This window comes from Variovorax frigidus, assembly GCF_051216515.1.
Lineage (GTDB): Bacteria > Pseudomonadota > Gammaproteobacteria > Burkholderiales > Burkholderiaceae_C > Variovorax.
The window spans coordinates 191,026-210,193 of the sequence record NZ_JBPJZF010000004.1 but is presented as its reverse complement, the minus strand read 5'-3'; the positions used below and the strand labels follow the sequence as shown (position 1 = coordinate 210,193).

Genomic DNA, 19,168 nt, shown 5'->3' with positions numbered 1-19,168 from the left:
GTCAGTTCTTCTGTGTGTTGGAAGTCGATGCGGTGCTGCGCCGGGCCTTGCGCTTGCGGCGCAGTGCGGCCGCGCGGCCCAAGGTGGCCAGTGCGAGCAGCCAGACCGGGGAGGCCGCGCCGCCGCCGCCGTTGCCGAAGCTCACGGTGTTGCCGTCGGCGGCCGTGGCGTCGGTGCCCACGTAGACCGTGGTGCTGGCCGAGACCTGCGCGCCGAAGGCGCTGCCCGCAACGTTGCAGGTCAGCGTGTAGCGGTAGGTGCCGGGCTTGGGCGTGACCGAGACGGCGCCGAAGTCGGCCACCGCGCCGCGCCAGTCGTTGGCCGACGAGGCCGCGGTGCACTGCGTGGCGTTGCTGCTGATCCAGGTCAGCGTGCCGGTCTCGCCGGCCTTGAGCTGGGTCGGGCTCGCCACCAGGCTCACGCTGGCGTCGGGCGCGCCGTCCGAATCGACCGCCGCCTGGAACACGGTGCCGAAGTCGGTCGGCACCATGACGCCCTGGCTGTCGGCGTAGCTGCCGCCCATCGAGGTCACGCCGTAGAGCCGGCCGTCGGCGCCGTTGCGCACGCCCAGCGGGATGCGGCCGTCGTTGCCGGAGAAGCTGTGCACCTTCTCGAAGCCGCCGTTGGCGACATGGCCGCCGCCCTCGACCGCGATGGCCGAGGGCCGGATGCGGTAGAGCGTGCCGCATCGCACCTCGGCGTTCGCGGTGTTGCGGTGGCTGCAGACGTTGGTGCCGCCCGCGAGCGTGGTGCCGTAGATGGCGCCGTCGGCGGCCAGCGCCAGCGGGCCGCGCGGCGTGGCGCCATCGTTCTCGTTGAAGGTGTGCAGGACCTGCAGGCTGCCGCTGCCGTTGCGCGCGATGCGCCAGACCGCGCCATAGGGTCGGGGGCCGTCGTGGTACGGATAGGCGCCGGGGTAGGAGAAGGCGTTCGGGGCGGCCGCCCACGAACGGAAGCCGCACAGCGGGCTGTTGCGCGTCACCGATGGCAGCGCCGTGAGCGTGTTGAGGTTGTTGACGTAGGTGTAGCAGTCGGCCACCGAGGTGGTGCCGTACAGATAGCCGTCGCCTCCGTCGACCAGCGACGACAGCCCGTTCTGCTCGCCCGAGCTCAGGCTGCGCAGCGTGGCCGGTCCCGTCGTTCCGGGGAGCACCCGCTGCTCGCTGGGGTACAGGCGGTAGCCTTCGTGCGTCACGTTGTCCCCCACGTTGAGCTCGCCCTCGGCCAGCGTGAAGGTGTGCAGCACGCTGAAGCCCGACGCCGCGTCGGGGTCGATGCGGTAGAGCGTGCCGGTCGGCGTGTCGGGCGCGTTCGGCGTGCCGGGGGCCAGCGGCAGGCCGCGGCGGTAGGCAGTCACACCGTAGAGCAGGCCGTCGGCGCCCAGCACGATGTCGTTGGCCACCTGCTTCATGCCGTTGGGGCCGACACCGAACTCGTGCACCGTGCTCAGCACGCCGGTGCCCAGGTCGATCCTGAAGATCCGGCCCTGGCCCTGCGGTCCCTTGTCGACGCCGTAGAGCTTGTCCTTGGCATCGATCACCAGCGCGCCGTTGGGCGCGTAGAGCTTGCCGCGCGACGACTCCACCACCGAGGGATAGGCGCCATCGAAATCGGTGCGCACGATCAGGCCTCGGCCGACGGTGGCCGAGTAGGTGTGGTTGCTCTTCTCGTCGGTGCCCGCGTACTGTTCGCCGTAGAGGCTGGTCATGACCGCGTAGAGCGCGCCGCTGCTCGCGCGCACCGGCGTACTGTTGATCCGGCCCTGCAGGTCGGCGTCGACGTCGAAGGCCAGCCGCTCGTAGACCGACACGCCGGCGCGCATGCTGTAGAGACCGACCGCGGTGTACAGCGTCGGTCGGCCGGCGGTCCACCCGGCCCCCAGGAAGCCGCCGTAGAGGTAGCCCGTGGTGGTGCCGGGCTTGACCGCGAACAGCGGCGGCGAGGTGGGGTAGCGCGCGCCGGGCCAGCCCACGGTGCCGTCGGACGAAGTCACGTCCTCGCCCGACGGACGCATCGAGGCCAGCGAGGTGACGCGCACGCCGGAGACGTGCGTCTGCGCTTGGGCGACGGGCATGGCGGTGACGGCCAGTGCGGCCAGAAGCGCGAGCGAGAGGCCGAAGCCCGCGGGTCGCGACGCGGCGGAAAGAGGGTGTGGAGAGTGCATGCGGACAGGGGGTGAGGGAAGACGGGTCGGTGCGCGCGGCACCGCTTAGAACTTGAGCGACAGCGTGACCATCGCGGTGCGGCCCGGACCGACGAAGTAGCCGCCGCCCTGCATCTCCGCGTAGTTCTTGTCCATCAGGTTGTTGATGGCCAGCCGCAGCGTGGTGTGACGGTTGAGCTCGTAGCTGGCCCAGAGGTCGTACAGGTGCCAGGCCTTCTGGTTGTAGGCATCGCCCTGCAGCGTCCAGACGCTGGTGGTGGCGGTGGGCGACTGGAAGCGCATGCGGCCGCCCAGCGTCAGCTTGTCGTCGAGAAGCCGAACGCCGGCCGAGACGCTGAGGTTCTTGCGCGGCGGCAGCGTGTACCAGATGTTGGCGTCGCCCGGGGTGCCCAGCGTGTTCGACGGGAAACCCATCATGCTGCCGAGCGGGAAGGGGTCGTAGCCGCCCTTGCCGGTCTTGACCATCATGTGCGTGTAGCTCAGGCTGCCGAACACACGGCCGGTGTCGTAGTCGGCTTGCAGCTCGAGCCCCTTGCTGCGGAACGGGTCGTCGAGGTTGACGTAGGCGTAGGGACCGAGCAGGCCGCCGCCCGCGGTGTCGTTGGGCGCCATGATGCGGCCCAGCGTGACGTAGTTCTTGACCTTGCTGTCGAACCACGCGGCCTTGACGCGCAGCGCGTCGCGCCCGGTCAGCAGGCCCTTGAAGATCGCGTTCACGCCCAGCTCCTGGTTGCGCGAGTACTCGGCGCGCAGGTCGGGATTGGGGTAGTAGGGGAACAGGCTGCCCACGTGCTGGCCCCATTGCAGTGATTCGGTGATCGCTGGTGGCCGCATGCCGCGCCCGATGCTGGCGAAGAACTGCAGTTCCTCGATCGGCTTGACGGCCACCGACAGCCGTGGCGCCATCGAACCGCCATGGCGGTCGGTCTGGAAGCGGGTGTAGAGCGCGGTGGTCGAGGGGCGCACGCCCGCCGGGTTGCTGATCGAGCCGATGCGCATGCGCCCGTCGCCCTGCAGGCCGTACCAGTCGTAGCGCAGGCCGCCCGTCACCTCGAGCCAGCCGCCGTGCAGCAGCGTGGCCTCGCCGAAGAGGCTGGCGACGGTGCGCTTGCCCTCGGGCGTGGCGCCGGTGTAGAGCGCGGTGGTGCCGGCATCGGCGCCGATCGACAGCGACTGTGCCTGGGGGCTGGTCCAGTCGTGGAAGAACTCGCCGCCGGTCTTGAGCACCGCGTCGGTGGTCTTCGCGAGCGCCAGGCGCGCCGTGTTCTCGAGCGTGCCGCCGACGGTGCTGGTCTGGTAGCGCAGCTGGTAGGCGTTGTCGTCGAGTTGGCCGCCGGCGTGGCGGAAGGCTTCGTTGCGCGTGCGCGTGTAGTAGAGGCTGGTCTTGAGGTCGATCAGTTTCGAATCGGCCGGGTTCCAGCTGTAGTTGGCCAACAGCGTGTCGGTGCGCACGTGGTTCGTGAGACCGCCGGCCGAGGCCGACTGCGCCTTCTCGCCGAACTGCGCGTCGAGCCCGATGTAGCTCAGCTTGACCTGGTGGCCGGGCGCGAAGCGCCAGGTGCCCTTGAGCAGCGCCGAGCTCTGGTCCTGGTCGGTGAGCTGGCTGATGCCGTGCACCACCGCATCGAGGCCTTCGCGCACCGAGCCGCGCTTGCCCTTCTCGAACGCGCCGACCTTCTTGCGGCTGAGCACCATCACGCCGTCGAAGTCCTCGCCGGCCTTGAGGCCCAGCGCGGCGCTGCCCGCGAAGTCGTAGGCGTTGCTGCCGGTGGTGGTGTTCACGCGGCCGCCCAGCGTCTGCCCGTCCTGCAGCAGGTCGGCGACCTCCAGCGTGCGGAAGTTGACCAGGCCCGCGATCATGCCCGCGCCGCCCACCGTGGAGGTCGGGCCCTTGGCGATGTCGGCGCCGCCCAGCAGCTCGGGGTCGAGGTAGACCGAGCCGTTGGAGCCGTGGCCGCTCTGCTGGTAGTTCTGGCGCGTGCCGTCGATCATCACGTTGACGCGGCCGAAGTCCTGCAGCCCGCGGATGTTCACGCTGATGCCCGGGTCCATGCGCGACTGCGAGGTGTAGACGCCGGGCACGTCGGTCAGCAGATCGGCGGTGTTGCGCGGCGGCAGCCGGTCGATCTCCTCGCGGGTGATCACCGCCACCGAGCCGGGCGTGTCGTAGACCTCCTGTCGGCGGTCGCGCGCGGCGGTCACGGTGGTGGTGGGCAGCGTGACTTCGGTGGCCGGCGGTGGCGCGGCGTCGGCGGCCCGCGGTGCAGCCGAGCCCACCCGCGGCGCGGTGGTCTGCAGCACGTAGTGGCCGGGTGCCTGCAGCCGTGCGGCGTAGCCGCTGCCGTCGAGCAGGCGCGTGAGGCCGGTCTCCACCGAGAAGCTGCCCTCGAGCCCGCGGCTGCGCAGGCCGTCGACCTGCCGCGGCGTGAAGGACAGCGTGATACCGGCCTGGCGCGCGAAGCGGTTGAGCGCGTCGTCGAGCGGGCCCGCGACGATGCGGTAGGGCCGCGCGTTGGCATCGACGGCCGGAGGCGTCTGCGCAAAGCCGGAAGAAGGCAGCAGCGCCAGGCACAGCGCGCCGTGCAGGCAGACCGCCAGCGTGGAAGGCCGGAAGCGGGCGGGCAGATGTGGGAGTGGCATGGGAGGCAAAGAAAAGCGATGTGTCCTGTCCATGCCGGACGGGACGGCGAAACCCGACAGAAAAAATGAGAAAGAGTTTTTTCAGCGCATCGAGACCTGCACCCAGAAGCGGGTGCGGTGGTCGATGCGCACGGGCAGCACGCTGGGCAGGAGCGCCAGCAGCCGCTCGGTGTCGTCGAGGCGGTAGACGCCCGACAGCCGCAGATCGGCCGCGCGTGGGTCGCAGCCCACATGGCCGCGGCGGTAGCGGCCGAGCTCGGCCAGGAAGTCCGCCAGCCGCATGTCGCGGATCACCAGGGCGCCGTCGGTCCAGCCCGTGGGGTCGAGGCCGCCGGTGTCGGCGGGCACGGCCTCGGTGCGGCCGAGCCGGTACACCGTGCCGGCGCGCGCGACCACGCGCTCGGCGCCCGCGGCCGCCTGCGCCGGCTGCATCGCGACCGCGCCTTCCTCGACCGACAACAGGCTCGCGTCGGCATCGAGCCGCACCACGAACTGCGTGCCCAGCGCCTCGAGCAGGCCGTCGCGCGTCTGCACGCGCAGCGGGCGCTTGAGCGCCGATTGCGCATCCGCGCCCGAGACCAGTGCGATCTCGCCGCGCGTGAGCACCAGCAGGCGCTGCAGGCCGTCGAAGCGCAACTGCACCGCGCTGTCGGTGTTGAGTGCGAGGGCCGTGCCGTCGGCGAGCGTGATGCTGCGCCGTTCGCCCTTGGCCGTGCTGTGGTCGGCCGTGAGCCGCTGCCAGGGCGCGAGCTCGCCGGTGAGCCACGCGATCGGGCCCACGACGGCCGCGCCGACCGACAGCTTGGCCAGCAGGCGCCGCCGGCTCAGGCGCTGCGCGCCGGCCTGCAGGGCTTCGAACGATGCGCCACCGGCACCGGAGGGCAGGGCGCCGAAGTCGGCGCGCAGCGCCTGGCCGACCTCCTGCGCTCGTTGCCAGGCGCGTTCGTGTTCAGGGTCGGCGCTGCGCCATTGCGCAAACGCGCGCTGCGTGCGTGCATCGGCGGGGCCCGATTGCAGGCGGACCATCCAGCCGAAGGCCTGGCGCACCGCCGAGGGCGCCGGGGATGCGGGCTGCGCCATGTCAGTCCGAAGCCAGCGCGAGGTGGCAGTGGTACAGCGCCTCGGCCACATAGCGCTCGATCGAACGCACGGTCACGCCCATGCGCTGCGCGATCTCGGCATAGGGCAACTCCTCGATCTGCGCGAGCAGGAACGCGGCGCGCACCCTGGGCTTGAGCCCGTCGAGCAGGCGGTCGATGCGCGCCAGCGTCTCGACGATCAGCAGGTGCGCCTCGGGCGAGGGCGCGAAGTGCTCGGGCTGCAACGCCAGCGCTTCCTTGTAGGCGCGCTCGATCTCCTGGCGGCGCCAGCTGTCGATCACCAGCCCCTTGGCGATGGTCGTGAGGAAGGCCCGCGGTTCGGCGATGCGCGTCCGGTTGCGCGAGGCCAACACGCGAACGAAGGTGTCATGCGCGATGTCCGCCGCGTCGGCCGCATTCGCCAGCTTCTTGCGCAGCCACATTTGCAGCCAGCCGTGATGCGCCAGGTAGAGCGATTCGACGGCAGGCGCAAAAGCGGGCAGTGGCGGCAGGGCTGGCACGGTGAAGAAGCTCCATTCGGGCGAGCTGCTTCACTGCCGGAACGTACCGGATGCAACAACTCAAATGAGAATTGTTCGCATTGTATGCGGCTTGTCAGACGCTGGCATTTGCTCTTGCCATGACGGGGCCGGCAAGGGCTTCGCACCGTGCCTTGCATCCTGCCATGAAAGAAGTGCGTGCACGGCCCCCGGAGGAATCAGGGTGCAGCTTCTCCCGCATCGGCACCCATCACCCCGCCCAATCGGACGTGCACCCGACCGATGCCATCCAGTTGCGCCTCGATGGCGTCCTCTGACTGGGCCAGCATCAGCGGGAGGCATGAACCCGTGAGGATGAGTTGACCTCGCCGCAGCCCGATCTCGCGGCGAGATGTGTGGTTGGCCAGCCAGACCAGCAAACGTGTGATGTCTCCAGCCGGGTTCTGACTGACGGAGGCGAGCGCCGGGCCCGAGTGCAGCCGCAGCCGGGCGTGGGGCCACTGCCATGCGGTGACGGGATGGGTGCCCACTCCGGTGGGCAGATAGACCGCCGCGCCGTGGCTGGCCAGGTCTGCGAGGGTGGAGAGGCGACCCACCCGATCCCGGTCCCGAAAGCGTGACTCGACGATCTCGACCGCCACGCAGACGTAGTCGATGGCCGCCAGCACCTCGTCCAGCAGGTAGGGCTGTGCGCGGGGTGGCAGGTCTTGCCGGAGCACCACGCCGGCTTCGACTTCCACGCCGCGCAGGTGCAAGCGATCCGCATCCAGGCCCGCGGGGCCCGCCTGGATGCCGGCCTGTGGCAAGGGTGCGCAGGTGGGCTCCGCATCGGGGCTGGGCGCGCCCACCTTCCACCCACCCACCGGGCCCAGCTGTTGCAGGACCAGGTCCTGAATGGCATAGGCCTGTTCCAGCGTGGTGGGGCGGCAGGATATTGGAAGCTCGTCCAGCGTCTGTCCGCTGTGGTGGGCCTGCACCAGCAGGCGTGCGGCTTCCTGGAGGGGGTCGAGGTGCGTGTGCATCACCATTTCAGCAACGCGCGGCCGAGAGCGACAGCGACGGTGGCTTGCGTAGGTTCCACCACGGGAATGCCCAGATGGCTTTGCAGCTCCTCGCGCATGCCGGCCATGCCGGCGCACCCGAGAACGACGGTGTCGGCGCGGTGCTGGTCGCGCAACTGACGGCCCACGGCCACCAGGCGTTCCATGGTTTTCGCCCGGTCGACCAACTCCTTGACGCCCATGCCGATCGACAGGTCGGCTGCCAGACGGTCGGTGACGCCCATTGCACCGAAGTAGCGCAGATGGCGCGGAATGGACGCCGGCAGGATGGAGATCACGCCGAAACGGTGGCCCAGGCTGAGCGCGGTGAGCACGCCGGTTTCGGCAATGCCCAGCACCGGCACGCGGGTGATCTCACGCAGCGAGTGGAGGCCCGGGTCGCTGAAGCAGGCAACCACGAAGGCTGAAGCCTCGGCTTCCAGCGACTGCGCCTGGCGGCACAGCGGGTCGACCAACTGGTCGATGTCGCGCTGGCTCTGGATGCCGGGCGGGCCTTCGGCCAGCGTCATGCAGTGGATTGCCGGGCCACCGGGCAGGCGCAGCGGCGCCATGGCGGCGTCGATGCCATCGGTGACGACCTGGCTGGAATTGGGGTTCAGGACAAAGATCTTGGGGGTCATGGCAAAAGCCTTTCTTCTTTTCGGCGTGCTGTCCAGGCGTCCAGCGTGTACTTGGTGGACTGGAAGCGGGACTTCATGTCCACATACCAGTCGGTGCCGTGGATGCGGCCGATGGGGTCGAGCGCATCGATGTCGATGTGCCCCTTGTCCGTCAGGATGTCGTCGCGGCAGTGCAGGTGCACGATCTCGCCGATGACGACATGGCGGTGCGGCCCGATCTCCAGCGTGGTGTGCAGCCGGCATTCGAACTGCACCGGCGACCCGGCGATGCGCGGCGCGGCGATCTGCAGGCTGGGCAAGGTCCCCAGTCCCGCGTGCTCATGCTCGGACTGGCCCGAGGGAAAGGGCACGCCGCAGACGCTCATGGCCTCGGCCAGCGCCTTGTCGACCAGGTTGACGACGAATTCCCGCGTCGCCAGGATGTTGCGCGTCGTGTCCTTCAAGCCGTCGGCCGCGTTCGCGTCGCCCTCGAGGCCCAAGGCCACGATGGGTGGCTCGGAGCCCATGACGTTGAAGAAGCTGAAGGGGGCGGTGTTCACCACCCCCTTGGCGCTGCGCGTGCTGACCAGTGCGATGGGCCGGGGCAGCACGGTGTTCACCAGCAGCCTGTAGATCTGACGTTCCGTCAGCGCGTCCGCGCGCCAGTCCATGCGCGCTTACGCCGTCAGGCGCTGGTCCAGCGTCAGCAGGGTCTGGCAAAGCACGCGCGTGCCGTCCAGCAGTTGCTCGGGCGTGATGGACTCTTCGGGGCAATGGCTGCGGCCGTTCAGGCAGGGGATGAAAACCATGCCCACCGGGCCGGCCTTGGCCAGGTAGACGGCGTCGTGACCCGCGCCGCTGGGCATGCGCCGGCTGGCGTAGCCCAGCTCGGCGGCAGCATCGGCGATGGCCTGCATCACGCCTTCGTCGCAGTCGGTCGGCGCCGCCTGGCTGACGCGGCTGTAGCGCAATTCCAGGCCCAGGGCCTTCAGGTCCGGCTCGACGGCGGCGAGCAGTTCTTCGCTGAACACATCCAGGATGGCCTGCCGGTCGCTGCGCACTTCCAGCATCATCTCCACGCTGCCGGGCACTGCGTTCGAGGCGTTGGGCGTGAGGATCAGGTGGCCGATGGTCGCGACCAGGTAGTCGGTGCCGTCCAGGAAGGTGCGGGCTTTCTGGTCCACGGCGCTGATGATCTTCGCCGCGCCGACCAATGCATCGCGCCGGATGTCCATCGGCGTGGTGCCGGCATGGTCCGGACGGCCCATGACGGTGACGCGGTGGCGGCAGATGCCGACGATGTTGGTGACCACGCCGATGGGCAGGCCCAGGCTTTCGAGCACCGGGCCTTGCTCGATGTGCAGCTCGACCATGGCGGCCATGCTGCCGGCCGGACGGAGCGCGCGGCCCAGTTCCTCGGGGCGACCGCCGACGCGGGCGATCCCCTGTGCCAGGGTTTCGCCCTGCGCGTTCTTTTCCTGCAGCATGGCGGCCGACAGCACGCCGGCCATGGCGCGGCTGCCCACGCAGGACACGCCGTAGTCGCTGGGCTCTTCCGAAAGGAAGTCGACCACCTCGAAGGGGTGGTCGAGCATGACGCCCTGTTCGTTCAGTGCATGGGCGATCTCGATGCCTGCCAGCACGCCGATGATGCCGTCATAGCGGCCGCCGCTCAGCACGGTATCGCAGTGCGAGCCGGTCATCAGGGGCCGGGCCGCCGGGTTGCGGCCTTCACGGCGCCCGACCAGGTTGCCGCCGGCGTCCAGCGTCACGGTCAGGCCTGCGGCTTCGAATTGCTGGCGCAGCCAGACACGGCTGTCCATGAACAGCTCGGAGAACGCGCGGCGCGTCCACGGTTGTCCGGGGCGCGTCATGGTGGACAAGTCCTCCACGAGCCGCCACAACCGGGCCTTGTTCAATGACGGCTCGGCCACCTTCATGACGCTTGGCCTGCCTTGTGCGGACGGATGAACTGGCCGCTGCCCGCCGTGTTGCGGATCTGCTGGCCGTCCCAGGCCTGCTGGCCGCGCACGTAGGTGGCTTCGATGCGGACCTGGAATTCACGGTCTTCGAAGGAGCTCCACTTGACGGCCGACAGGCTGGTGGACGGATCGAAGCGGTAGGTTTCAGGCTTGACGACGACGATGTCGGCGTCGGCGCCCACATTCAGCGTGCCCTTGCGGTGTTCCAGCAGGAAGTGCTTGGCCGGGCCATGGCACAGCTGCTTGACGACCATGCTCGGCGAGATGCCGTGCTCGGCGCAACCCGTCCAGAAGGCGGGCAGCAGCGTTTCGAGACCGGGGCCGCCGGACGAATTCTTGAACACGTTCTCGTTCTGCTTGCGCTCCAGGCCCCAGCTCACGTGGTCGGAGGACACGAAGGTGCACTCGTCGTTGGCGATGTGCGTCCAGAGCAGGTCCATCTCGGCCTTGGGACGGATCGGTGGGTAGTGCTTGGTCTTGGCGCCGAAGCGGCGTGTGTGTTCTTCGTGGTTGAGCATCAGGTACTGCACGCAAGTCTCGATGGAGGCATGGTGGCCGGCCTGGCGGTACATGTTGCAGATCTGGAAGCCGCGGGACAGCGACACGTGCACGGCGTGGGCGCGTGCGCCGGTCAGGGCGCCGAGTTCATAGATCGTGGCGGTGGCCAGGTTCTCGATCAGCGGCGTGTGAGCGCGCAGGAAGGCGTCCCAGCCCGTGTCGCCGGCTTCGACCATGCGCGAGATGTTCTTGCGCGTCAGTTCCTGGTCCTGGTTGTGCACGCCGCAGGCCAGGCCCGACGGGGCGATCAGCCGGAAAGCCTCCATCAACACGTCCTCTTCCACGCGCGGGAAACGGCCGGGGCTGGCCTCGAAGGTGGAGAACTTGAAACCGCAGACGCCGCCTTCGATCAGGCCGGCTGCCGCTTCCAGCCCGTGCTTGTCGTTGAGCGTGCCGTAGCAGGCCACGTCCACATGGCAGTCGCGCTCGATCTCGGCGACCTTGTTTTCCAGTTGGGGGCGCGAGGCCACGGGTTCCGGGTCGTCGTAAGGCATTTCGACCATGGTGGTCACGCCGCCGGCGGCTGCCGCGCGGGACGCCCAGCCCAGGCCTTCCTGGTTGGCCTGGCTGCCGGAGTGCACCTGGCCGTCCAGCACGCCGGGCATGACCCACATGCCGCGCGCGTCCACGCTGTCGCGTGCCTGCGGGGCCGGACCCACGCCACGGGCGGCGACACGACCGCCGGATACGGCCACCCAGCCGTTGTCGATCACGCCGTCGCATTCGACGATGTTGCCGCGTACTACCAAATCAAAATCACTCATCTCGTTCCTTGTGATCGAAGCGCCTGTTGCACCGCAATGGTGGTCAGTTCCTGGGGTTGGGGGTCGTCCAGAGGGGGGCTGGGCGGGGGGGGGAGAGGGCAATTTAAGCAAGAAGAATCCAAAATGTCTTATGCTTATTTATCAATCATTCATAACATTGAATTAAGCATGCTTCTCAATCTCCGGCAGATCGAAGTCTTCCGCGCCATCATGATCACGAGCTCCATCAGCAAGGCCGCCCAGTTGCTGAATGTCTCCCAGCCGGCCATCAGCCGCCTGCTGTCGTACACCGAGTCGCGAATCGGTCTGGTGCTGTTCGAGCGCATCAAGGGCCGCCTGTACCCGACCCCCGAGGCGCGCCGCCTGTTCCAGGAAGTCGAGCAGGTCCACCAGAGCGTGCAGCGGGTCAACGAGGTGGCCAGCGACCTGATCGAAAAACGCCAGGGCAGCCTGCACATGGCGGTCAGCCCCAGTCTGGGCCAGACGCTGATCCCCATGGCGGTGACCAAGTTTCGCCAGGCCTTTCCCGATGTGAAGGTGTATGTGCGCACCCTGATTTCCACCGACCTGGTGCAGGCTCTGCTGACGCAGCAGGTCGAGGTGGGTGTGGCCATCGTGCCCCTGACGCATCCGAGTCTGCACGCCGAGGCGATCTACGAAAACCACCTGGTGGCCGTGTTGCCGGCGACCCATCCGCTGGCCGACAAGGAGGAACTGCACACCAGCGATCTGGAGGGGCTGGACCTGATCGGTTATGGCGTGGAAACGCCCTATGGGCAGATGGTTCAGCAGCTTTTCGGCAACCGTCCAGGCCTGCCGCGCCTGGTGGTCGAGGTGCGCCTGACCCACATCGCCTGCGCCATGGTGCAGGCGGGTGCTGGAATTGCTGTGGTGGACGAGTTGGCCGTGATGGGGCGGGTGTGGCCCGACGTGGTGGTCCGTCCCATCAAGCCGCGCACGAAGATGTCCTTGCACATGCTCTATTCCAACGTGGCGCCGGTGTCCCAGACGGCCAAGGAATTCATGCAAATCCTGAAGACCACCGAGTACCGCGGCATGCGCACGACCTTCTAGTGGTAATTACTAGGATTAATTTGATGTTATGCAAAGGAAATAAAAAAGCATATGACGTCAAGTTTCGAAGCCTCCAGAATCCGCAGCTCGATATCCCCGCAACTAGGAAGCTCATGCACAGCCTTTCATTTTCTGTTCGTTCGCCGCGAGTGCCCCCCCGCCAGTGCCTTGGCACGTTCAGTACGTGCCGTCACAGGCCTGGTGTTGGCGGGCTTCCTGGCGACGGTGGCCCTGTCGGGACCCGCTGTGGCCCAGGTTCAGAACAAGCGCTTCAAGGTCGCTGCCGATATCGGCCTGGTCCCGTTCTTTATGAAGAACAGCAACGGCCAGATCGACGGTTTTTCCAACGATCTGGCGACCGAGCTGGCCAAACGCATGGGGAACGATGGCCTGGAGGTGGTCGACACGCCTTTCTCGGCCATCTTTGCCGGCCTGTTTTCGTCGCGCTATGACATGGTGGCGGGCCCGATCAACATCACGCCCGAGCGCGCGCAACAGATGCTGTTCACCGAGCCCTACATGGCCGGTGGCCTGAGCTTCCTGACCAGGAAGGGTGTGACCGTTCGTTCGCTGGACGATCTCAAGGGCAAGATGATCGCCGTGAACAACGGCAGCTTCTCCGACAAGTGGCTGCAGGACAACCAGGCCAGGTACGGCTACGAAATCCAGCGCTTCAACAAGAACACCGATGCCGTCCAGGCCGTGGTGATCGGCCGCGCCTTCGCCAATCTGTCGGAGACGCCGCTGGCGCGCTACATCGCCACGCAGACGCCCGCGCTGGTCTCCGCCTACGACTACACCACCGACAGCAACTACGGTTTTGTGTTCCGCAAGGACGACGCCGCCCTGCGCAACAAGGTCGAGGATGCCCTCGAGTGCATGAAGGCCGACGGCGCGCTGTCCAAGCTCCACGTCAAGTGGTTCGGCGCGGAGCCGGCTGCCGGCACATCCATGACCAAGGTCTACCCCGGGTATGGAACGCCGGGCACCCCTGGCTACGACGCCACCGAGCACAAGCCGAACTGCGCCAAACCCTGAGGCGCTTCCGTGCCGGCCGTTTGTCGCCCAGTGGGTGGCAGGCGGCTCTTTTTTTGCCCAAAAGACCCCACATCAGGCCCGCACGCGGGCGCAACAAGGTAATGCCATGAGTGACATCGTCCAGATCAAGGAGCTGCGCAAATCGTTCGGGGACACGGAGATCCTCAAAGGAATCAACCTGGATGTCAGAGCTGGAGAGGTGGTTGTCATGATCGGCGGCTCCGGCTCCGGCAAAAGCACCTGCTTGCGATGCATCAACCGGCTGGAGACGCCTACCAGCGGCTCCATCGTGGTGGCCGGCACGGAGATCACGCATCCCAAGACGGACCTGAACCAGGTCCGCCAGAACATCGGCATGGTGTTCCAGGGCATCCATCTCTACCCGCACATGTCCGCACTGGCCAATGTCACGCTGGCCCTGCGCAAGGTCAAGAAGATGCCCAAGGCGCAGGCCGACGCGCTGGGTCGCAAGCACCTCGAACAGGTCGGGCTGGCCGAGCGCATGGACCATCACCCGAGCCAGTTGTCCGGTGGCCAGCAGCAGCGCGTGGGCATCGCCCGCGCCCTGGCGCTGGAACCCAAGGTCATGCTGTTCGACGAACCCACGTCCGGGCTGGACCCGGAACTCGTCGGCGAGGTCCTGAACGTGATGATGCGCACCCGCGACGCGGGCATGACCATGGTCATCGTCACGCACGAGATGCAGTTCGCGCGCGAAGTCGGCGACCGCGTGGTGTTCATGGACAAGGGTGTGATCCTGGACCAGGGCACGCCGGAAGAAATCCTCATCAAGCCCCGCCACAAACGGATTCAGGAATTCCTGAGCCGGCTGAACTGAGCCCGCCATGGAAAAGATCTTCTATTACTTCTTCAACTGGCCACTGATCAGCCCGCACCTGCCGGCGATCCTGCAGGGTTTCTGGGTGACGCTGCAGATGGCGGTGCTGACGGTGGTCTGCGGCACGCTGCTGGGCCTGGCGCTGGCGGTGATCCGCAGCTACGGCCTGCGGCCCGTCAACCTGTTGATGGTGCTCTTCGTCGACATCTTCCGCGCGATTCCGCAACTGGTCATCATCGTGCTGGCGTTCTTTGCGCTGCCGGCCTTCGGCATCGTGATCGAACCGTTGCCGGCCACGGTGCTGGCGCTCAGCCTGGTGCTGGCGGCTTTCGCCGAAGAGATCTTCTGGGCCGGCATCGCCGCCGTGCCGACCGGCCAGTGGGAGGCGGGGCGCTCGTCGGGCATGAACTTCACGCAGACGTTGTTCTCCATCATCTTGCCGCAAGCGATCCGGATCGCCATTCCGCCTCTGACCAATCGCGCCATCGGCATCACCAAGGGCACCACCCTGGGCTCGGTCATCGCGGTGCCCGAACTCCTGAACGTGTCCAGCAATGTCCAGTCGACCATTGCCAACCCCACGGCGCTGACCGCCGGGGCCATCTTGTTCTGCCTGATCTTCTTTCCGTTTGTGCATTTCACGCGCTCATTGGAAAAGCGTTACGCGATCAAGAAATAGGCCGGGACTTCCATGAACCTGATTGAAACCTTCTTCAACCTGGAAGTGCTCGAGGCCAGCTGGCCGATGCTGCTCCAGGGTCTGTGGCTGACCATCAAGCTGGCCGTCGTGATCGTGCCGGTCTCGGCGCTGCTGGGCCTGCTGATCGCCTGCGTGTACTACCAGGGCCACAAGATCATCAACCGGCTGATCCTGCTGTACGTCGATTTCTTCCGCGCCTTTCCTCCGCTGGTGCTGCTGATCTTCATCTACTACGGCCTGCCTTTTCTGAACGTGCCGCTCGACGAGTTTTCGGCGACCGTGCTGGCGCTGGTGCTCAACAGCAGCGGCTACTTTGCGGAGATCTTCCGCGCCGGCCTGCAATCCGTGGGCGTCGGCCAGAACGAAGCGGCCCGATCGACCGGTCTGAACGCTCGTCAGGCGATGGCCTTCGTGATCGTGCCGCAGGGCGTGCGCAACGTGATTCCCGACCTGGCCAGCAACACGCTGGAAGCCGTCAAGCAGACCTCGATCGCCTCGGCCGTGGCATTGCCCGAGTTGTTGCGTGCGGCGCAGATCGCGCAGGGGCAGACCTACAGCCAGACGCCGTTGATCGCAGCGGCCCTGATGTATTTCATTCTTCTCTGGCCCCTGGTGCGCGCGATCTCCCGCATGCAGAAACCAGTGGTGATTCCCCGTTGATCGAGGACACCCCATGATGAGAGCAGAAGGTGTCTTCTCCATTTGTCCCACCCCGTTCACGCAGACCGGCGAACTGGACCTGCCCAGCCTGATCCGGCTGGTGGACTTCCAGCTGTCGGCGGGCATCCATGGCCTGGCCATCCTCGGCGTCATGGGTGAACTGCACAAGCTGACCTCCTTCGAGCGCCGGCGAGTCATCGAAACGGTCGTGGCCCATGCCGAAGGCAGCGTTCCGGTCTGGGTCGGTGTGCGTGCGTTCGGTACGGCCAGCGCGGTGGAGCAGGCCCGCACGGCCGAAGACCTGGGCGCCGACGCCGTGTTCGTCGCGCCGCTGGCCGGCGTGGACGACAACATGATGGTCAGCTACTTCCGGCAGGTCAGCGCGGCGATCCGCATTCCGGTGGTCATCCACGACTTCCCGGAACTGTTCGGCAGCAAGGTCAGCCCGACACTGGTCCTGCGCCTGCACCAGGAAGCCGCGGTGCACATCCTGAACAGCGAAGACCCGCCGGTCGGCCCCAAGATCAGCGACGTGCGGGCCCTCACCGGCGACGCGGTCAGGATCCTCAGCGGCCTGGGCGGCACGCACTTCATGGAAGAACTCGAGCGCGGCGCCGATGGCATCGTGACCGGTTTCTCTTTCCCCGAGATCCTGCTGCGCGTGCATGCGCTGTTCAGGCAAGGCGAGCCCGTTCAGGCCGCGGCCGTGTTCGACCACTACTGCTCGCTCATCCGCTACGAGTTCCAGCCGCAGATCGCGCTGGCGCTGCGCAAGTATTCCTATATGCGGCGCGGCGTCATCACCAGCGACACCATGCGCACACCGTCCACCCTCATCGACGAGGTCAGCCGGCGGGAGTTCGAGGCCGTGGTCAGGCGCGTGGGCCTGAACCCCGATGCACCCGGCCTGCAACCCGTTATCAGCGAGCGGCCGCGCTAAGGCCGAGACAAGGAAATTTCCATGTTGATTCTGAGAGCCAAACACGCACTGATCGATTCCCATCTCAAGCAAGAAGGCGTGCTGGACAACGTGGCCGTGGTCATCGACCAGGGCCGTGTGCTGGAGATCGTGCCGGACACGCCGGCCAGCCTGGCGCGCTTCCCCGAAGCGCAGGTGCTGGGCAATGGGCGGCAACTGCTGATGCCGGGCCTGATCGACGCGCACAGCCACGGCCGCGGCCTGTCGCCCATCCAGAAAGGCGTGCGCAACGACTTTCTCGAGAACGCCCTGTTCGACTGGTCGGCCATGATCGTGTTGCCGCCCGAGCTGACCTCCGCCATGTGCGCCTACCGGCACTTGCGCAGCGGTTGCACCACGCTGCATCACAACGGCTTCGACGACGACGTGTCCGGCGCCCAGGCCGCACACACCGCCATCGACCATTACCTGCGCACCGGCCTGCGCCTTGCGTTCTCGCCCGGCCTGCGCAACGAGTCCAAGCTTGCGCTGGATGAGTTCGCCTTTTTCGAAACGCTGCCCGACGACCTCAAGGACTGGGCGCGGCCCCGCGTGTTCTATGACAAGCAGGCGCTGGAAGACAACTACTTCGAGCTGTTCGACGACCTGCACAGCCGCTACGACGACGAGGACACGCGCATCCTCCTGTCGCCCTCGTGGGCGCATGGCGCCAGCGCGTCTTTTCTGCAGCGCAGCCGTGCCGAGTCCGATCGCCGTGGCGGCGTCAAGATCCACATCCACACCTTGCAGACGCCGGTGCAGAAAGCCTACGGCTTCAGGCAGCACGGGGTGTCGACCGTGCAGTGGCTCGACGACGTGGGCTTTCTCAACGAGAACGTGGTGTTCGGCCATGCCATCCACATCACCGAAGCCGACATCGACCTGATGGCAAAACGCGGCGTCGCCATGACGCACCACCCCAGCTGCAACTTCATCATGCGCAACGGCCTGGCACCGTTGCCCCAACTGCTGGAGGCGGGCGTGCTGGTGGCCATGGGCATGGACGACAAGACCATCAACGACGACGAAGACGCGATCATGGAAAGCCGCATGATCCACAAGATGCACCGTTGCGCGACCTACGACCTGACGCAGTCCGCCATGGACGCCTACACCGCCCTGGAGCTGTCCACCGTCAACGGCGCGCGGGTCTGCGGCTTCGGCGGCACCCTCGGCACCTTGAAGCCCGGCATGAAGGCCGACGCCATCCTGGTCGACCTGGACAACATCAGCGACGACCCCTGGCTGGACTCACGAGCCGACATCGTCGAAGCCTTTCTCCAGCGCGGCTTGGGACGGGATGTATCCAGTGTCGTGGTGGGCGGCAAGGTCGTGGTGAAGGACCGGCAGTTCCAGCAGCTGGACGTCGAATCCCTGTTCCGCGAAGTGCGCGACTTCTGTTCGCGTGGCATTTCCGACGCGCAGCGCGAGCGCATGGCCCAGTTGCAACGTCTCAAGCCCTATGTGCATGCCTGGTACGAGGGCTGGCACGACACCATGCTGGATACCCCTTTCTACCGTTTCAACAGTCGAAGCTGAGCGGCCCTTCGAGCGACGTTCCCTAGCGCTCGCCCTTGCGATAAGGCTTCATCAGCGCCTGCGGATAGCTGGCCTTGCGCGCCACCAGCACCAGCGCCAGGATCGACAGCAGGTAGGGCAGCATCAGGTACAGCTGGTAGGGCAACGCGGCGTCGCCCGACTGCTGCAGTCGCAGCTGCAGCGCATCGAAGAAGGCGAACAGCAGTGCGCCCAGCAGCGCCTTGCCAGGCCGCCACGAGGCGAACACCACCAGCGCCACGCAGATCCAGCCGCGGCCGTTGACCATGTTGAAGAAGAAGGCGTTGAAGGCCGACAGCGTGAGGAAGGCGCCCGCCACGCCCATCAGCGCCGAGCCCGCCACGATGGCGCCGGTGCGCGTGGCCGCGACCGACACGCCCTGGCCCTCGGCCGCCTGCGGGTTCTCGCCCACCATGCGCACGGCGAGGCCGACCGGCGTGCGCAGCAGCACCCACGCGACCACCGGCACCGCCAGCAGCGCGAACAGCGTGAGCGCGGTCTGCGCATTGAGGATCGGGATCGGCAGCCAGTCCATCGGCGCGAAGGGCGTGACCGTGGGTGGCGTGCTCACCTTGGGAAAGCTCACGCGGTAGCCGAAGTAGCTGAGCGCCGTGGCCAACAGCGTGATGCCCAGCCCCGAGACGTGCTGCGACAGCGCGAGCCCGACCGTCAGGAAGGCGTGCAGCAGGCCGAACACCGCGCCGGTGAGCGCGGCCACGCCCACGCCGATCCACAGCGGCGCGCCCGCGTACACCGCGAGCCAGCCGGTGAACGCGCCCGCAACCATGATCCCTTCGATGCCGAGGTTGAGCACGCCCGCGCGCTCGCACAGCAGCACGCCCAGCGTGCCGAGAATCAGCGGCGTGGCGATGCGCAGCGTCGCGACCCAGAAGGAGGCGTTGGAGAGGATGTCGAAGAGATCGGTCATTTGTCTTTGCTCCCTCCCCTTCCGGGGGAGGGCTGGGGTGGAGGCACGCGGCGCGCGATGGAGAGGCT

The 19,168-nt window shown here is 67.1% G+C and carries 17 protein-coding genes; 7 read left to right on the top strand and 10 right to left on the bottom strand.

What is annotated here, in order from left to right; all coding sequences use genetic code 11:
• Nucleotide 1: 1 nt before the first annotated feature.
• The 9 genes from ACSFBC_RS13250 to ACSFBC_RS13210 form a co-directional block, all read right to left on the bottom strand.
• Entirely contained in the window at nt 2-2,164 is a 2,163-nt protein-coding gene (locus tag ACSFBC_RS13250) for a choice-of-anchor tandem repeat GloVer-containing protein (RefSeq protein ID WP_435510796.1), read from the bottom strand.
• 45 nt (nt 2,165-2,209) lie between these two features.
• Nucleotides 2,210-4,804: a TonB-dependent receptor gene (locus ACSFBC_RS13245; protein ID WP_435510795.1), complete on the bottom strand. Its 2,595-nt coding sequence runs from the start codon at nt 4,802-4,804 to the stop codon at nt 2,210-2,212.
• An 81-nt stretch (nt 4,805-4,885) separates the two neighbouring features.
• Nucleotides 4,886-5,884 (bottom strand): FecR domain-containing protein, encoded by a 999-nt coding sequence (locus ACSFBC_RS13240; RefSeq protein ID WP_435510794.1) that lies wholly within the window; start codon nt 5,882-5,884, stop codon nt 4,886-4,888.
• 1 nt (nt 5,885) lies between these two features.
• The gene (locus ACSFBC_RS13235; RefSeq protein WP_435510793.1) at nt 5,886-6,404 is read right to left on the bottom strand and encodes a sigma-70 family RNA polymerase sigma factor; all 519 of its coding nucleotides are present in this window, start codon (nt 6,402-6,404) and stop codon (nt 5,886-5,888) included.
• Between the two features lie 197 nt (nt 6,405-6,601).
• The gene (locus ACSFBC_RS13230; RefSeq protein WP_435510792.1) at nt 6,602-7,405 is read right to left on the bottom strand and encodes a 2-keto-4-pentenoate hydratase; all 804 of its coding nucleotides are present in this window, start codon (nt 7,403-7,405) and stop codon (nt 6,602-6,604) included.
• Nucleotides 7,405-8,064: an aspartate/glutamate racemase family protein gene (locus ACSFBC_RS13225; RefSeq protein WP_435510791.1), complete on the bottom strand. Its 660-nt coding sequence runs from the start codon at nt 8,062-8,064 to the stop codon at nt 7,405-7,407. The genes ACSFBC_RS13230 and ACSFBC_RS13225 overlap by 1 nt, the downstream gene beginning before the upstream one ends.
• Nucleotides 8,061-8,714 carry a flavin reductase family protein gene (locus tag ACSFBC_RS13220; RefSeq protein ID WP_435510790.1) on the bottom strand — a complete coding sequence of 218 codons (654 nt, stop codon included), beginning with the start codon at nt 8,712-8,714 and terminating at the stop codon, nt 8,061-8,063. The genes ACSFBC_RS13225 and ACSFBC_RS13220 overlap by 4 nt, the downstream gene beginning before the upstream one ends.
• A gap of 6 nt (nt 8,715-8,720) precedes the next feature.
• On the bottom strand, nt 8,721-9,983 hold the full coding sequence (locus ACSFBC_RS13215) for a Zn-dependent hydrolase (RefSeq protein WP_435510789.1): 1,263 nt from the start codon (nt 9,981-9,983) through the stop codon (nt 8,721-8,723).
• A complete protein-coding gene (locus ACSFBC_RS13210) occupies nt 9,980-11,347 on the bottom strand; it encodes a dihydroorotase (protein WP_435510788.1) in 1,368 nt (455 codons plus the stop codon). The genes ACSFBC_RS13215 and ACSFBC_RS13210 overlap by 4 nt, the downstream gene beginning before the upstream one ends.
• A gap of 168 nt (nt 11,348-11,515) precedes the next feature.
• On the opposite strand from ACSFBC_RS13210, the gene ACSFBC_RS13205 reads away from it, so the two are divergent.
• The 7 genes from ACSFBC_RS13205 (at nt 11,516) to ACSFBC_RS13175 (ending at nt 18,154) form a co-directional block, all read left to right on the top strand.
• A complete protein-coding gene (locus ACSFBC_RS13205) occupies nt 11,516-12,421 on the top strand; it encodes a LysR family transcriptional regulator (RefSeq protein WP_435510787.1) in 906 nt (301 codons plus the stop codon).
• Nucleotides 12,422-12,589: 168 nt separating this feature from the next.
• Complete coding sequence (locus ACSFBC_RS13200; protein ID WP_435510786.1) at nt 12,590-13,459, top strand: ABC transporter substrate-binding protein; 870 nt, start codon at nt 12,590-12,592, stop codon at nt 13,457-13,459.
• A gap of 106 nt (nt 13,460-13,565) precedes the next feature.
• Nucleotides 13,566-14,297 (top strand): amino acid ABC transporter ATP-binding protein, encoded by a 732-nt coding sequence (locus tag ACSFBC_RS13195; protein ID WP_435510785.1) that lies wholly within the window; start codon nt 13,566-13,568, stop codon nt 14,295-14,297.
• 7 nt (nt 14,298-14,304) lie between these two features.
• Nucleotides 14,305-14,976 (top strand): amino acid ABC transporter permease, encoded by a 672-nt coding sequence (locus ACSFBC_RS13190; protein ID WP_435510784.1) that lies wholly within the window; start codon nt 14,305-14,307, stop codon nt 14,974-14,976.
• Nucleotides 14,977-14,988: 12 nt separating this feature from the next.
• Nucleotides 14,989-15,657, top strand: coding sequence for an amino acid ABC transporter permease (locus ACSFBC_RS13185; RefSeq protein ID WP_435510783.1), 669 nt, complete (start codon nt 14,989-14,991; stop codon nt 15,655-15,657).
• A 13-nt stretch (nt 15,658-15,670) separates the two neighbouring features.
• Nucleotides 15,671-16,597, top strand: a complete 927-nt coding sequence (locus ACSFBC_RS13180) for a dihydrodipicolinate synthase family protein (protein WP_435510782.1) — start codon at nt 15,671-15,673, stop codon at nt 16,595-16,597.
• A gap of 21 nt (nt 16,598-16,618) precedes the next feature.
• Nucleotides 16,619-18,154 carry an amidohydrolase family protein gene (locus tag ACSFBC_RS13175; RefSeq protein WP_435510781.1) on the top strand — a complete coding sequence of 512 codons (1,536 nt, stop codon included), beginning with the start codon at nt 16,619-16,621 and terminating at the stop codon, nt 18,152-18,154.
• Nucleotides 18,155-18,176: 22 nt separating this feature from the next.
• Here the strand turns inward: ACSFBC_RS13175 and ACSFBC_RS13170 are convergent, their stop codons facing one another.
• Entirely contained in the window at nt 18,177-19,100 is a 924-nt protein-coding gene (locus ACSFBC_RS13170) for an ABC transporter permease (RefSeq protein ID WP_435510780.1), read from the bottom strand.
• Nucleotides 19,101-19,168 lie beyond the last annotated feature (68 nt).

Bases quoted from the DNA above. Each gene is read 5' to 3' on its own strand.
- ACSFBC_RS13250 (WP_435510796.1), bottom strand. From the start codon at position 2,164: ATGCACTCTCCACACCCTCTTTCCGCCGCGTCGCGACCCGCGGGCTTC.
- ACSFBC_RS13245 (WP_435510795.1), bottom strand. From the start codon at position 4,804: ATGCCACTCCCACATCTGCCCGCCCGCTTCCGGCCTTCCACGCTGGCG.
- ACSFBC_RS13240 (WP_435510794.1), bottom strand. From the start codon at position 5,884: ATGGCGCAGCCCGCATCCCCGGCGCCCTCGGCGGTGCGCCAGGCCTTC.
- ACSFBC_RS13230 (WP_435510792.1), bottom strand. From the start codon at position 7,405: ATGCACACGCACCTCGACCCCCTCCAGGAAGCCGCACGCCTGCTGGTG.
- ACSFBC_RS13225 (WP_435510791.1), bottom strand. From the start codon at position 8,064: ATGACCCCCAAGATCTTTGTCCTGAACCCCAATTCCAGCCAGGTCGTC.
- ACSFBC_RS13220 (WP_435510790.1), bottom strand. From the start codon at position 8,714: ATGGACTGGCGCGCGGACGCGCTGACGGAACGTCAGATCTACAGGCTG.
- ACSFBC_RS13215 (WP_435510789.1), bottom strand. From the start codon at position 9,983: ATGAAGGTGGCCGAGCCGTCATTGAACAAGGCCCGGTTGTGGCGGCTC.
- ACSFBC_RS13210 (WP_435510788.1), bottom strand. From the start codon at position 11,347: ATGAGTGATTTTGATTTGGTAGTACGCGGCAACATCGTCGAATGCGAC.
- ACSFBC_RS13205 (WP_435510787.1), top strand. From the start codon at position 11,516: ATGCTTCTCAATCTCCGGCAGATCGAAGTCTTCCGCGCCATCATGATC.
- ACSFBC_RS13195 (WP_435510785.1), top strand. From the start codon at position 13,566: ATGAGTGACATCGTCCAGATCAAGGAGCTGCGCAAATCGTTCGGGGAC.
- ACSFBC_RS13190 (WP_435510784.1), top strand. From the start codon at position 14,305: ATGGAAAAGATCTTCTATTACTTCTTCAACTGGCCACTGATCAGCCCG.
- ACSFBC_RS13185 (WP_435510783.1), top strand. From the start codon at position 14,989: ATGAACCTGATTGAAACCTTCTTCAACCTGGAAGTGCTCGAGGCCAGC.
- ACSFBC_RS13180 (WP_435510782.1), top strand. From the start codon at position 15,671: ATGATGAGAGCAGAAGGTGTCTTCTCCATTTGTCCCACCCCGTTCACG.
- ACSFBC_RS13175 (WP_435510781.1), top strand. From the start codon at position 16,619: ATGTTGATTCTGAGAGCCAAACACGCACTGATCGATTCCCATCTCAAG.
- ACSFBC_RS13170 (WP_435510780.1), bottom strand. From the start codon at position 19,100: ATGACCGATCTCTTCGACATCCTCTCCAACGCCTCCTTCTGGGTCGCG.